This window comes from Sphingopyxis indica, from assembly GCF_032879645.1.
GTDB lineage: Bacteria > Pseudomonadota > Alphaproteobacteria > Sphingomonadales > Sphingomonadaceae > Sphingopyxis > Sphingopyxis indica.
Genome location: NZ_CP076394.1, coordinates 2,431,263 through 2,444,926, shown reverse-complemented (window position 1 = coordinate 2,444,926; position 13,664 = coordinate 2,431,263). Strand labels below are relative to the sequence as shown.

Below are 13,664 nucleotides of genomic sequence, written 5' to 3'. Positions count from 1 at the left end.
ATGGCCATCGAATTGAAGATGCCGGCGCTGTCGCCGACGATGGAAGAGGGCACGCTCGCCAAATGGCTCGTCAAGGAAGGCGACGAGGTCAAATCGGGCGACATCCTCGCCGAGATCGAGACCGACAAGGCGACGATGGAGTTCGAAGCGGTCGACGAAGGCACGATCGGCCGGATCCTCGTGCCCGAGGGCACCGACAATGTGAAGGTGGGCACCGTGATCGCGACGATTGCGGGCGAGGGCGAGGATGCGGCGAGCACGCCGGCACCAGCACCCGCCGCGCCCGTCGACGAGCCCGAGGCCGCCGCTCCCGCGCCAGCCGCTCCCAAGGCGCCGGCTCCGGCCGAACGTGCGTCGGACCCCGCGATCCCCGAAGGCACCGCGATGGCCAAGCTCACCGTGCGCGAAGCGCTGCGCGATGCGATGGCCGAAGAGATGCGCGCCGACGACCGCATCTTCGTGATGGGCGAGGAAGTCGCCGAATATCAGGGCGCGTACAAGGTCACGCAGGGCCTGCTCGAAGAATTCGGCGACAAGCGCGTCGTCGACACGCCGATCACCGAATATGGCTTTGCGGGGCTCGGCACCGGCGCTGCGATGGGCGGCCTCAGGCCGATCATTGAGTTCATGACCTTCAACTTCGCGATGCAGGCGATCGACCACATCATCAATTCGGCGGCGAAGACCAACTATATGTCGGGCGGCCAGATGCGCTGCCCGATCGTCTTTCGCGGCCCGAACGGCGCGGCGAGCCGCGTCGCGGCGCAGCACAGCCAGAATTACGCGCCCTGGTATGCGAGCGTCCCCGGCTTGATCGTCATCTCGCCCTATGATGCGGCCGACGCGAAAGGGCTCTTGAAGGCCGCGATCCGCAGCGAGGATCCGGTCGTCTTTCTCGAAAACGAGCTGCTCTACGGCCGCAGCTTCGACGTGCCCGAAGTCGACGATTTCGTCCTGCCGATCGGCAAGGCGCGGATCATGCGCGAGGGCAGCGACGTGACGCTCGTCAGCTATTCGATCGGCGTCGGGCTTGCGCTCGAAGCCGCCGACGCGCTGGCCGGCGAGGGTATCGACGCCGAGGTGATCGACCTGCGCACGCTGCGCCCGCTCGATACGGCGACCGTGCTCGCAAGCCTCAAAAAGACGAACCGCCTCGTCATCGTCGAGGAAGGCTGGCCGACCTGCTCGATCGCCAGCGAGCTTGCGATGGTCGCGATGGAACAGGGCTTCGACGATCTCGACGCGCCGGTCACCCGCGTGTGCAACGAGGATGTGCCGCTGCCCTATGCCGCCAATCTCGAAAAGGCGGCGCTCGTCGATACCGCGCGGGTGATCGCGGCGGCGAAGGCAGTGTGCAATCGCTGATAATTATTCTCGTCATTGCGAGGAGCGAAGCGACGAAGCAATCCAGGGCGGTCTGGCGCGCTCTGGATTGCTTCGCTTCGCTCGCAATGACGGAGTGGAAATGTTAGCCGCAGCGCATGGCGAGCGACGTTCCCGATTTTGCGCCCTATCCCGACCTGCGTGACCCGCGCGTGCTGGTCGCGGTGCCGCCCGGGCGCCGCGCTGCGCTCACGGCGCTGTGGGCGCTCGCCGAGCGGCTGACGGCCCTGCTGCGCGATACGACCGAACCGCTGATCGGGCAGATCAAGCTCGCCTGGTGGCGCGACATGCTGGCGCTGCTCGCGAACGACCCCGAGGCGCTGCCGAAAGGCGAGCCGCTGCTCGCCGAGCTTCAGGCGACGTGGGGCGGCCAGGGCGGGCTCGATGCACTCGTCGATGCGGCCGAGGCGATGTTGCTCGCCGAAGATGCGGGGCGTGACGGCGCCATCGGCTTCGGCACCGCGCTCTTCGCGCTGTCGGGCGGCGACGGGGCATCGGGACAGCGGTGGGGCCTGCTTTGGGGCGCGGCGCTGCAAAAGGACGAAGCCGATGCGCGCCGGCTGTTCGCCGAAGCTCGCGCCGCCCCCCCGCCGCCGCGCAGCGCCTTTGCCGGGCAGCGCGCGCTGTTGATGCTCGACCGCTGGGCCGCGGCGATCGCCGCGCGCGATGGCGAGCGGCGCTGGCGAAGCGAAGGCTTGCTGCTCTTTCGCCTTGGCCTGTTCGGGCGGTGACGAATAAAGCGCTTCGGGGGTGGAAAAGCCTCTCGGGCGTCTCTATCTTGCCTTGATTGCACGGTCGCAGGGGACAATAGATGTTCAATACCCTGGTCGCCTATCTCGACTCGATCAAGGCGCGCGATCCCGCGCCGCGGTCGCGGTGGGAAATCCTCCTCTACCCGGGGCTGCTCGCGGTCGGCATGCACCGCGTCGCGCACTGGCTGTTCGAGGCGCGGCTGTTTTTCCTCGCACGCTTCATCAATCATCTTGCGCGCTTCCTGACCGGCATCGACATCCACCCCGGCGCGACGATCGGCCGCCATCTGTTCATCGACCATGGCTTTGGCGTGGTGATCGGCGAAACGGCGGAGATCGGCGACAATGTTTCCATCTATCAGGGCGTGACGCTCGGCGGCACCGATCCCGCCAACGGGATCGGCGGCAAGCGCCACCCGACCTTGAGCAACGACGTCATCGTCGGATCGGGCGCGCAGATCCTCGGCCCGGTGATCGTCAACGAACGCGCGCGCGTCGGTGCCAATGCGGTGGTGACGAAGGACGTGCCCGAAGGCGCGGTGATGGTCGGCATTCCGGCGCGCTCGACGCTCGTCGATGCGACCGAATATGCCCGCGAATTCGTGCCCTATGGGACGCCGTGCTGCGAAACCTTCGACCCCGCGACGCAGAAGGTCGAACTGCTGCAATGCCAGCTCGAGCAGCTGCAGAAGCAACTCGCAGCCCTGATTGCCGAGCGCGAGGCGGCAATTGTCGATAACGACGACGAAGCGCCGCAGCGGCGCAAAGGGAGCCGGAACCGGGCCTGATGGGAACGGTGACGCCTTTGCCGCATCTCGTTCGTGCGGCACCGCTGCAAGTCGGGTTCGACCGTGATGAGCTGACCCGCATCCTCGACCTCTACGGCCGCATGGTCGCGGCGGGGCGCTGGCGCGACTATGCGATGGATTTCCACCGCGACGCCGCGATCTTCTCGGCCTTTCGCCGCACCGCCGAGCGCCCCGAATATCGTATCGAAAAGCGCCCCGCCTTGCGGAGCCGCCAGGGCCTGTGGGCACTGGTCTCCGAAGCCGGGGCGATTTTGAAGCGCGGGGACGAACTCGCGAACATACTCGCCCCCATCGAGCGCAAGCTGATGAAGCTGGTTGCGGACTGACGGCGCCCTCACGCCGTCATCCCGGCGAAGGCCGGGATCTCACCGTCTGAGCATTAGAGCATCGTGCCGGAAATCTGCACCGTTTCCCCGAGCGAAGACGAGGGGCTCTACCGAGCGAAGTCGAGGCTGCGACGCTGCGGTTCTCGCTCCGCTCGAACGAGCCCCTCGTCTTCGCTCGGGGATGCGGATGATTCAGATTTCGCGCAATTTGCTCTAGGCCCCGGCGAGATCCCGGCCTCCGCCGGGATGACGTTGGAAGTCAGGCCTGAGCCGTTGCCCGAATGGTGGCCGGCAGCTGGTTCGCGAGATTCGCGGGCAGCTGGCCGACCACGATCGCCCGCGCATTCTGCCAGAAGGCCGAAAGCAGCAGCAGCGCCGATCCGATCACCAGCGCGGTCAGCGCGACATTGAGTTCGATCGCACCGAAGGTGCGAAAGAGCTGGGTCAACGCGAACAACACATAGGCGAGGGCGGAGACGAGCAGTGCGCGCCGGTCGATCGCCAGCGCGACGAGGCCGAACACTATGTAGATGCCGACCACCATCACCGCGGCGCCGCTCGTGATATTCTCGCCCTCGGTAACCCCCAGCAGAAAGAAGATCGGGTGCGCGATCATCGGAGCGGCGAGCAGGTGCAGCCAGAAGGCAACGTCGCTGCGGCGTGTCTGGCGCGCGCGGTCGCTGCGGTCCCACCACATGGCAAGCGTGAAGACGCCGAGCCCGGCGACGAGCACCAGCGACATGACCAGCGCGTCGGGCTCTTCGGGCATTCCGGTGATCGAGAGGATCAGCGTGACCGCCATCGCCGCGAGCGCCGCGGTGCCCGCCGCGACGGTGATCGGCACCATGAATCGCTTCCAGTGCAGCCAGGTCGCCACCGCCGTGATCAGCGCAATGCCGCCCATCAGCAGCCCGGCGACCGTATCGCCCGGATCTTCGCCGAAAATGGCCTCGCCATGCTCGACGAGAAAGCCGATCATCGTTGCCGCGATGCCGCCGGCGAAGGCGAGCATCAACACGATGCTGGGAAGCGCCATGCGGCGCACCTTCGTGAAATATTCGGCGAGGAACCAGGCCGAGCCCGCGACGAATGCGCCCGCAAGCGCCGCATGGATCGATTCGCCGATCCATCCCACTGCAACGAGCAGGATCACCGCCGCGATGCTGACGAAAATATCGTTGAAGCCGGTGATGAGCCGGAAGGATTCCTCGTCGGCTCCGGGCGCGGCGCGAACCGATGCAATGTGCGACCGGAAAGCCTGCGCGGCCTCCGGCGTCAACACTCTGGCATCGACCGCTGCTTGCAGGTCGCTTTCACTATACATCGGGGTCGTCCTTTGTCTGACCGATCCCCTTGCCCCGCTTTGGTATTACATGGGCGTGTTAGTGTGTCAATACAGTAGACTGGCAACCCTCGTCATGCCGGGCTTGACCCGGCATCCATGGCGCCACCGTGCGAGAAATGGACCCCGGGTCGAGCCCGGGGTGACGAGGATGAAGGGACGAAGGCTCAGCCTAGCGCCTGCAATGCCTTCATCACGATCATCGACTGTTCGCTGCCCGATTGCGGGACGATCTCGCCCTTGCGGTCGATGATCTGCTCCCACGCCGCGGCGACGCCCTCGGGTGTGCGTTCGTCTTCGGGCAGGGCGACGCCGGGGGTCGCGGTGACATAGGCGGCGTGATAGGCGCCCGCGCCCGCGCCGACGATCATGTTCGTCGGGGCGTCCTCGCTGACGAGGAACAGCGCGGCGGGAACGACATTTTCGGGCGTGAATTTCTCGAACAGTTCGGGCGGGAAAATGTCCTCGGTCATGCGCGTGCCCGCGACCGGCGCGATCGTGTTGCAGCGGATATTATATTTCGCGCCTTCGAGGTGCAGCGTCTTGGTCAATCCCGCGAGGCCCAGCTTCGCGGCGCCATAATTGGCTTGTCCGAAATTGCCGTAGAGGCCGGTCGAGGAGGCGGTCATCAGGATGCGGCCATAGGCCTGGTCGCGCATCAGGTCCCAGCACGCCTTGGTGACATTGGCGCTGCCGAGCAGGTGGACCTGAACGACGAGGTCGAAATCCTCCATCGTCATCTTGGCGAAGCTCTTGTCGCGCAGGATGCCGGCATTGTTGATCAGGATGTGGACGCCGCCCCATTCCTCCTTCGCCTTGGCGACCATTTCGGCCATATGCTCATATTCGGTGACGCTGCCGCCGTTCGACATGGCGGCGCCGCCGGCGGCGCGGATTTCCTCGACGACGGCAAGCGCGGCGTCCGAATGGCCCGTGCCGTCGCGTGCGCCGCCCAGATCGTTGACGACGACCTTCGCGCCGCGCCGCGCCAGTTCGAGCGCATAGGCGCGGCCGAGCCCGCCGCCGGCTCCGGTCACGATTGCAACACGACCGTCGAAATTGATCGCCATGATATTCTCCCGCATGATGCGACCCAATGGGTTGCCGATAGAAACTGGCACGTCCTTAGTCGTTCGGGCTGCGCTGGCAAGGGGCCGCGCAAAATGAGCAATGTAACGAAAATGTCATGCTATGGACGCGCAACTGTCATTTACTGGTCATAACAGCGCCACCAGATTGTCACCGGAACGAAATGGAGCAATTCGAATGCGCCTCGCTATTACCGCCGCCTTGCTGGCGACGACGATGTTCGTCATCCCGGGAGAAGCCCATGCGCAGGCGATGAGCGCCGAAGAGGCGGCCGCCTTGCGCGCCGAACTCGCCGCGCTCAAGGCGAAGGTCGATACGCTCGAAGCGCGGCTCGATGCGGCGACCGCCGAGCAGGGCGAGAGCCCGACGGCATCGCCCGCGCCCGCTCCGGCCGTTGCGCCAGCGCCGGCGGCAAGCGCGACCGAGGTGAATTGGAAGGGCGCGCCCGAAATCAAGACCGCCGACGGCTGGAGCTTCAAGCCGCGCGGGCGGGTGCAGGTCGATGTCGGCGGGCTTTACGCGCCCGACGGGGTCGCGGACAATGGCCTGAAGCCCGAGTTCCGGCGCGTCTACCTGGGCGTCGACGGCAAGATTCCAGGCGGCATCGCCTATCGAGTCGAGGCCGATTTCGCCAATAATGCGGTCGAGTTGACCGATGTTTATCTGTCCTATGGGACCGGGCCGCTCACCGTTACGGCGGGGCAGGTTAAGCCCTTCTGGTCGCTCGAGGACATGACGAGCGACTTGTTTACCAGCACGATGGAACGCGCCGCTTATATCCAGGCGTTCGGCTTCGAGCGCCGCGTCGGCCTGTCGGCGCAATATAAGCACAAGGCGCTGTTGCTGCAGGGGGGGATATTCGGGAACAACGCCGACGATCTGCTCGATTCCGCCACCGAGGCGGTCAGCGTCGACGCGCGGGCGGTGTGGATGCCGAAATACGGCGATACGCAGCTGCACCTCGCCGGCTCGCTCCATTTGCGCGATTTCGACAATCCGGCGGCAACCGTCCGCTACCGCGCGCGCCCCTTCACGCATACGACCTCGGTGCGGCTGGTCGACACCGGCCAGATCGACGCAAAAGGCGAGCGGGGCATCGGCGCCGAAGCCGCGGTGATCCACGGGCCGTTCCATGCGATGGGCGAAAGCTATTGGCAGACGGTCGATCGCCTCGGGTCGCCCGATCCGACCTTCTTCGGCGGCTATGCCGAATTGGGCATGGTGCTCACCCGCGGCGACCGGCGCGGATACAAGGACGGCGCATACGACCGCCTGAAGCCGTCGCGGCCGTTTACCGAAGGCGGGCCGGGCGCGATCGAGGTCAATGCGCGTTACGATTATCTCGATCTCAACGATGCGGGACTCGTCGGCGGCCAGCAGCAGGCGGCGCTTCTGTCGCTGGTCTGGGTGCCGATCGACTATGTCCGCATCGTCGCCAATTACGGCAAGCTGTGGATCGACGATGCGCGCGTCGCAACCGCGACCGGCGACCGGGACTATAGCGTCGATACCGTGGGCCTGAGGACGCAGATCGATTTCTGATTGCGATGGCGGTTTTGGGGTGGGGAGCGGACGTCCTCCCCCTTGGGGGAGGGGGACCACCCGAAGGGTGGTGGAGGGGCACAGGCGGTTTGCCTTTCCCTCTTTGAACGCAGCGTAAACCGAGGGTGCCCCTCCACCATGCTTCGCATGGTCCCCCTCCCCGTGCCGGGGAGGACCCTTATGACCCCTCCCGCCCGTCAGCGGACTCTCTCGGTCCTTATCGCTCTCAGCACAATTCGGGCTTCGAGTCCGAAGTCAGGCGCCCCTTCCGGCGTCGAGCGCATAGCCCGCCGAGCGCACCGTGCGGATGATGTCGGCGGTGCCCGGCAGGTTGATCGCTTTCCTCAGCCGCCGGATATGGACGTCGACGGTGCGCAGTTCGATGTCGCTGTCCTGTCCCCAGACGCTGTCGAGCAATTGCCCGCGTGAAAAGACGCGCCCCGGATGCTCCATGAAATGGCGGAGCAAGCGGAATTCGGTCGGACCCATGTTCACGATGTGGCCGCCGCGCACGACCTTGTGCGCGACCGAGTCGAGCTCGATGTCCGAATAGGTCAGCATCTCGCCCGCGAGCGCAGGGCGCAGGCGGCGCAGCACCGCCTGGACGCGCGCGACCAGCTCGCGCGGGCTGAACGGCTTGGTGACATAATCGTCGGCGCCGGTTTCGAGGCCGCGAATGCGATCCTCCTCCTCGCCGCGCGCGGTCAGCATGATGATCGGGACGTTCGCCGATTTGGGATTGCGCCGCAGCCGGCGGCACACTTCGATGCCGGGCAGGCTTTCGATCATCCAGTCGAGCAGCACGATGTCGGGAACGCGTTCCTCGACGAGCACCAGCGCCTGTTCGCCGTCGGGCGTCTGGCGCACCGAAAAGCCTTCGCGCGCGAAATGCCAGACGATCAGCTCGGCGATCGCCTCGTCATCCTCGATCAGCAGCAGATCGGGTTGCGGCATCAGCCTTCCTCCTGCTCCGCAGAGGCCGCGCCTTCGGGCGTTTCGCCGCGCTCGCGTTCCTCCATCCGCTCGCCGGTGACGACATAATAGACCATCTCGGCGATGTTGGTCGCATGGTCGCCCATGCGCTCGAGATTCTTGGCGACGAACAGCAGGTGCGCGCTCTCGGTGATATGCTTCGGATTTTCCATCATGAAGGTCACGAGCGTGCGGAAGATGCTGTTGTAGAAATCGTCGACATTCTTGTCGCGCACCGTCACCCGCACCGCGAGTTCGGCGTCGCGCGCCGCAAAGCTGTCGAGCGCGTCGTGGACCAGCTCGGCGACCAGCGACGACATCGACATCAGCACCGGGATCGCTTCGATCGAGCGCGTCTGGTCCATCAGCGCGACGCGCTTCGCGATATTCTTCGCATAATCGCCGATGCGCTCGACGACCGACACGATTTTCAGCGCCGCGATCATCTCGCGCAGGTCGTCGGCCATCGGGGCACGCAGCGCGATCGTCTGGACGGTGAGCTGTTCGACCTCGGCCTCGAGCGCGTCGATCTTCTTGTCGCCCATGACGACCTGCGCGGCGAGCTCCTGGTCGCCCTTGCTCAGCGCCGCCATCGCCTGAATCAGCGCCTGTTCGGCGCGGCCGCCCATTTCGCTGATCAACCCGCGCAGGCGGTTCAGATCCTCGTCGAAGGCCTTGACGGTATGTTCGTTGACTACTGCCATCGTTCCATCCTTTTGCGGCTACGGATCAGCCGTAGCGGCCGGTGATATAATCCTTGGTCCGTTCCGCCTTCGGGTTGGTGAAGATGTCGGTCGTCTTGCCATATTCGACCAGCGTTCCGAGGTGGAAAAAGGCGGTGCGCTGCGACACGCGGGCCGCCTGCTGCATATTGTGCGTGACGATCACGATAGCATATTTGCCGCGCAGCTCGTGGATCAGTTCCTCGATCTTTGCGGTCGCGATCGGGTCGAGCGCCGAGCAGGGCTCGTCCATCAAAATGACTTCGGGATCGACCGCGATCGCGCGCGCGATGCACAGGCGCTGCTGCTGGCCGCCCGACAGCGCGGTGCCGCTCTCGGTCAGGCGGTCCTTGACCTCGTCCCACAGCCCGGCGCGGGTCAACGCGCGTTCGACGATCAGGTCGAGATCGGCCTTGCTCGACGCGAGGCCGTGGATGCGCGAGCCATAGGCGACATTGTCGTAAATCGACTTGGGAAAGGGATTCGGCTTCTGGAACACCATGCCGACCCGCGCGCGCAGCTGCACGACGTCCATCGACGGCGCATAGATATCCTCGCCGTCGAGTTCGATCGTTCCGGTCACCTTCGCGCCGGCGATCGTGTCGTTCATGCGGTTGAGCGAGCGCAGGAAGGTCGACTTGCCGCACCCCGACGGGCCGATGAAGGCGGTGACGAGGTCGGTGCCGACGTCGATCGACACGTCGTTGATCGCCTGCTTCTCGCCATAGAAGACGCTGACGCCCTGCGCGCGCATCTTGGGGTCGGCGATGGAGAGGTCGTCTTGGGTCATGATCACCAGCGTTTTTCGAACTTGTTGCGAAGATAGATGGCCAGCGCGTTCATCGACAGCAGCACGATCAGCAGCACGATGATCGCCGCCGAGGTCTTCTCGACGAAGCCGCGGTCGACTTCGTCCGACCAGAGGAAGATCTGCATCGGCAGCACGGTCGAGGGCGAGCAGATGCCGCTCGGCACGTCGCCGATGAAGGCACGCATCCCGACGAGGAGCAGCGGCGCCGTCTCGCCCAGCGCGCGCGCCATGCCGATGATCGTGCCGGTCAATATGCCGGGGAGGGCGAGGGGCAGGACGTGGTGGAACACCACCTGCACCGGGCTCGCACCGACGCCCAGCGCCGCGTCGCGGATCGACGGCGGCACCGACTTGATCGCGTTGCGGCTCGCGATCACGATCACCGGCATCGTCATCAGCGCCAGCGTCAGGCCGCCGACGAGCGGGCTCGCCTGGCACAGCCCGAACCAGTTGATGAACACCGCGAGCGCAAGCAGGCCGAAGATGATCGAGGGCACCGCGGCGAGATTGTTGATCGACACTTCGATCAGGTCGGTCCAGCGGTTCCGCGGCGCATATTCCTCGAGATAGAGCGCCGCGAGCACGCCGGTCGGAAAGGCGATCAGGAAAGCGATCAGGATCGTCAGCAGCGATCCCTTGAGCGCCCCCCAGATGCCCGCCACCGCGGGATCGGTCGCGTCGGCGTTCCTGAAGAAAGGCCAGTGGAAGCCGGTCGAGAGCCGTCCGTCGCGCTTCAGCGCGCCGACGCGCGCGCCAAGGTCGCCCTTCGCGCCCTCTTTGGCGGCAATATCGACATTGCTCGACGCGGGCAGTTCGAACACCGACTTGCCGTTCAGCAGCTCGGGATCGGCCTTGATCTGCCCTCGCACTTCCTTCCACGCATTCTCGCTGATCAGCGCCGACCCGCCATCGCCCAGCGCCTCGTCGGCGGCGAAGGCGACGATGTCGGCCAGCCCGGCGTTGGCGATCGCCTGGTCGGCGTCGGGATCGTCGAGCCGCGCCGCCTCGATCGTCAGCGGCATCGCCTGAAAGTCGATCGGCACCGCGACATGCGTATAGGTAAAGCCCCGCGCGCCGTTACCGACCATCACGAACAGCAGGAAGGCCAGGAAAAAGCCCGACAGCAGCACCGCGCCCAGCCCCAGCGCCTTGAAGCGGCGCTCGGCGGCGTAGCGGCGCGCGATGCGTTTCTGCATCGCGGCGGCTTTCCAGTCGGTCGGGGCAGTCGTCCTATTCATAGGCTTCACGATATTTCTTGACGATGCGCAGCGCGACGATGTTGAGCAGCAGCGTGACGAGGAACAGCACCAGCCCCAGCGCGAAGGCGGCGAGCGTCTTGGCGCTGTCGAATTCCTGGTCGCCGGTCAGCAATTTCACGATCTGCGCGGTCACGGTGGTCACGCTGGCGAAGGGGTTCGCGGTCAGGTTGGCGGAGAGGCCCGCCGCCATCACCACGATCATCGTCTCGCCGATCGCGCGGCTGACCGCGAGCAGGATGCCCCCCATCACGCCGGGCAGCGCGGCGGGGATCAGCACCTGACGGATCGTCTCGTTCGGCGTCGCGCCCAGCGCCAGCGAGCCGTCGCGCATCGCCTGCGGCACCGCGTTGATGCTGTCGTCGGCCATCGACGAGACGAAGGGGATGATCATCACGCCCATCACCACGCCCGCCGCGAGCGCGCTTTCGGTCGAGGCGTTGGGGATACCGATCGCCACCGCGAAATTGCGCAGCGCCGGCGCGACGGTCAGCGCGGCGAAATAGCCGTAAACGACGGTCGGCACGCCCGCGAGGATCTCGAGCATCGGTTTTACCCATTTGCGCACTGTCGGCGCCGCATATTGGGTCAGATACACCGCGCTCATCATGCCGATCGGGATCGCGACGATCATCGCGATGATCGCGCCGATCAGCACCGTGCCCCAGAACAGCGGGATGCCGCCGAAGGTATCGGCGACCGGCGCGCCGCTCTGCGGGTTCCAGTGCGTCCCGAAGAGCAGTTCGCGCATCGGCACCAGGCTGAAGAAACGCAAGGATTCGAACAGCAGCGACAGCACGATGCCGAAGGTCGTCAGAATCGCGACGAGCGAGGCGAGCAGCAACAGCGCCATGACGATCCGCTCGACCCGCGTGCGGGCGCGGAAATCGGGGCGGATGCGCGTGAAGGCATAAAGGCCGCCGGCCAGCGCCAGCGCCAGCATCGCCGCGATGCCGATCCACGCATAGCGGTGCGTCGCGGCCGCATAGGGTTCGACCAGCGGCGCCGCGGCGGGCAGGCGCACCTTCGCCGCCTTGCCCTGTGCGACGTCGCGCGCGTCGGACAGGATCGCGCTGCGCTCGAAGCCGAAGGCGGGCAGGTTCTCGGCCGCGGGGCTCGTCAGCACCTGGTTGGTGATCAGTCCCGGCGACACGCTCGACCATATGGCGAGGAAGATCGCCGCGGGCACGAACAGCCACAGCGCGACATACCAGCCATGATATTGCGGCCGCGAATGCAGCTTCTTTCCGCTGCGCCCCGCAAGCATCGCCGACCGCGCCCGCCCGGCGAGCCAGCCGATCAGCGCGAGGCCGAGGATGAGGAGGAGCAAGGCGGCGGCGTTGAAGGTCACTTACGGTCTCGTCATGCGGTGTGTGTCGAGCGAAGTCTGAACCGTCTCCCCGAGCGAAGACGAGGGGTCCGTTCGAGCGTAGCGAGAACCGCGACCAGCCTCGACTTCGCTCGGCATAGCCCCTCGTCTTCGCTCGGGGAAACGGGTCAATTTACTTCAGCACCGACCCGTCGAGCGGGGTCATGTTCGTCGCCGCGGCGTTCGCCGCGTCCGACACCGCCTTGGGCGACACGATCAGGCCCTTTTCGGCCAGATAGCCGCCTTGACCCGCGCCCTTCAGGAACTCCGCGACATATTCCTTGAGCCCCGGAACGACGCCGACATGCGCCTTCTTCACATAGATGAACAGCGGGCGCGAACCGGGATAGCTGCCGTCGGCGATGCTGTCATAGGTCGGCGACACGCCCTGCACCGGCACCGCCTTGATCTTGTCCTTGTTCGCATCGAGGTACGAAAAGCCGAAGATCCCCAGGCTGTCGGGGTTCTTGTCGAGCTTGGAGATGATGAGGTTATCATTCTCGCCCTGCTCGACATAATAGGGCGACCCGCGCAGGCCGGTGCAGACCGCCTCATGCTTGTCGGTGTCGCTCGCCTTCAGCGCCTTCATCTCGGGGTTCGCGTCGCAGCCCTTGCCGAGGATCAGTTCCTTGAACGCATCATAGGTGCCGCTGGTCGACGGCGGGCCGAAGACCGAGATGCCGACCGCGGGAAGCGCGGGGTTCACGTCCTTCCACGTCTTCGCGGTGTTGGGCTTGCCATAGGGGTTCGCGGCGAGCGCCTTGTAAACATCTTCCTCGCTCAGCTTGAAGCCGGGGCCGCGCTGCGCCTCGCCCAGCGCGATGCCGTCGATGCCGATCTGGATCTCGACGATGTCCTTGACGCCATTCTTCTGGCAGGTCTCGAACTCCGACTTCTTCATCCGGCGCGAGGCGTTCGAAATGTCGGGGGTGTCGCCGCCGACGCCCTGACAGAAACGCTCGAAGCCGCCGCCGGTGCCCGTGCTGTCGATCTTGGGCGTCTTGTTGCCCGTCGCTTCGGCGAATTTCTCGCCGGCCGCGGTGGCAAAGGGATAGACGGTCGAGGAACCGACCGCGCTGATATAGTCACGCGCGCCGCCGCCCTGCGACGCCTGATCCTGGCAAGCCGAAAGCGCCAGCGCGCAGGTCGCGGCGCCGGCGGCGAGAGCGAAAGACTTCAGCATGGAAATATCCTGTCGGGGGTCGTTACCGAACCAAGCCGCCACCCCCGCGGCGACTCGCTGAGCCGCCAATGGGGGTTTTGTGTGACGTGTATGTGACAGGGGGTGTCA

The 13,664-nt window shown here is 65.7% G+C and carries 13 protein-coding genes; 5 read left to right on the top strand and 8 right to left on the bottom strand.

All coding sequences use genetic code 11. The features are described from left to right. From KNJ79_RS11640 to KNJ79_RS11625, 4 genes are all read left to right on the top strand, one after another. The gene (locus KNJ79_RS11640) at positions 1-1,365 is read left to right on the top strand and encodes a pyruvate dehydrogenase complex E1 component subunit beta (protein WP_089217479.1); all 1,365 of its coding nucleotides are present in this window, start codon (positions 1-3) and stop codon (positions 1,363-1,365) included. Between the two features lie 116 nt (positions 1,366-1,481). After that, positions 1,482-2,114, top strand: a complete 633-nt coding sequence (locus tag KNJ79_RS11635; RefSeq protein ID WP_317151181.1) for a hypothetical protein — start codon at positions 1,482-1,484, stop codon at positions 2,112-2,114. An 80-nt stretch (positions 2,115-2,194) separates the two neighbouring features. Then, on the top strand, positions 2,195-2,923 hold the full coding sequence (cysE, locus tag KNJ79_RS11630) for a serine O-acetyltransferase (protein ID WP_089217477.1): 729 nt from the start codon (positions 2,195-2,197) through the stop codon (positions 2,921-2,923). Beyond that, a complete protein-coding gene (locus tag KNJ79_RS11625) occupies positions 2,923-3,270 on the top strand; it encodes a DUF2794 domain-containing protein (protein WP_089217476.1) in 348 nt (115 codons plus the stop codon). Before cysE ends, KNJ79_RS11625 begins: the two co-directional genes overlap by 1 nt. A gap of 259 nt (positions 3,271-3,529) precedes the next feature. Here the strand turns inward: KNJ79_RS11625 and KNJ79_RS11620 are convergent, their stop codons facing one another. Next, on the bottom strand, positions 3,530-4,594 hold the full coding sequence (locus tag KNJ79_RS11620) for a hypothetical protein (RefSeq protein ID WP_317151180.1): 1,065 nt from the start codon (positions 4,592-4,594) through the stop codon (positions 3,530-3,532). Positions 4,595-4,779: 185 nt separating this feature from the next. Continuing rightward, positions 4,780-5,682 carry an SDR family oxidoreductase gene (locus KNJ79_RS11615; RefSeq protein WP_317151179.1) on the bottom strand — a complete coding sequence of 301 codons (903 nt, stop codon included), beginning with the start codon at positions 5,680-5,682 and terminating at the stop codon, positions 4,780-4,782. Between the two features lie 196 nt (positions 5,683-5,878). Between KNJ79_RS11615 and KNJ79_RS11610 the strand changes: the two genes are divergently transcribed. Next, entirely contained in the window at positions 5,879-7,243 is a 1,365-nt protein-coding gene (locus tag KNJ79_RS11610) for an OprO/OprP family phosphate-selective porin (protein WP_317151178.1), read from the top strand. Positions 7,244-7,498: 255 nt separating this feature from the next. Here the strand turns inward: KNJ79_RS11610 and phoB are convergent, their stop codons facing one another. The 6 genes from phoB to KNJ79_RS11580 all read right to left on the bottom strand — a co-directional run bounded on the left by phoB (position 7,499) and on the right by KNJ79_RS11580 (position 13,556). After that, the gene (gene phoB / locus KNJ79_RS11605) at positions 7,499-8,197 is read right to left on the bottom strand and encodes a phosphate regulon transcriptional regulator PhoB (protein WP_089217472.1); all 699 of its coding nucleotides are present in this window, start codon (positions 8,195-8,197) and stop codon (positions 7,499-7,501) included. After that, positions 8,197-8,919, bottom strand: coding sequence for a phosphate signaling complex protein PhoU (phoU, locus tag KNJ79_RS11600; protein ID WP_089217471.1), 723 nt, complete (start codon positions 8,917-8,919; stop codon positions 8,197-8,199). Before phoU ends, phoB begins: the two co-directional genes overlap by 1 nt. 25 nt (positions 8,920-8,944) lie before the next feature. Then, a complete protein-coding gene (gene pstB, locus KNJ79_RS11595) occupies positions 8,945-9,727 on the bottom strand; it encodes a phosphate ABC transporter ATP-binding protein PstB (protein ID WP_317151177.1) in 783 nt (260 codons plus the stop codon). Positions 9,728-9,729: 2 nt separating this feature from the next. Beyond that, positions 9,730-10,986 (bottom strand): phosphate ABC transporter permease PstA, encoded by a 1,257-nt coding sequence (gene pstA / locus KNJ79_RS11590; protein ID WP_317151176.1) that lies wholly within the window; start codon positions 10,984-10,986, stop codon positions 9,730-9,732. Continuing rightward, a complete protein-coding gene (pstC, locus tag KNJ79_RS11585) occupies positions 10,979-12,355 on the bottom strand; it encodes a phosphate ABC transporter permease subunit PstC (RefSeq protein ID WP_317151175.1) in 1,377 nt (458 codons plus the stop codon). The genes pstA and pstC overlap by 8 nt, the downstream gene beginning before the upstream one ends. Positions 12,356-12,506: 151 nt before the next feature. Beyond that, complete coding sequence (locus tag KNJ79_RS11580; RefSeq protein WP_317151174.1) at positions 12,507-13,556, bottom strand: substrate-binding domain-containing protein; 1,050 nt, start codon at positions 13,554-13,556, stop codon at positions 12,507-12,509. Positions 13,557-13,664: the final 108 nt, after the last annotated feature.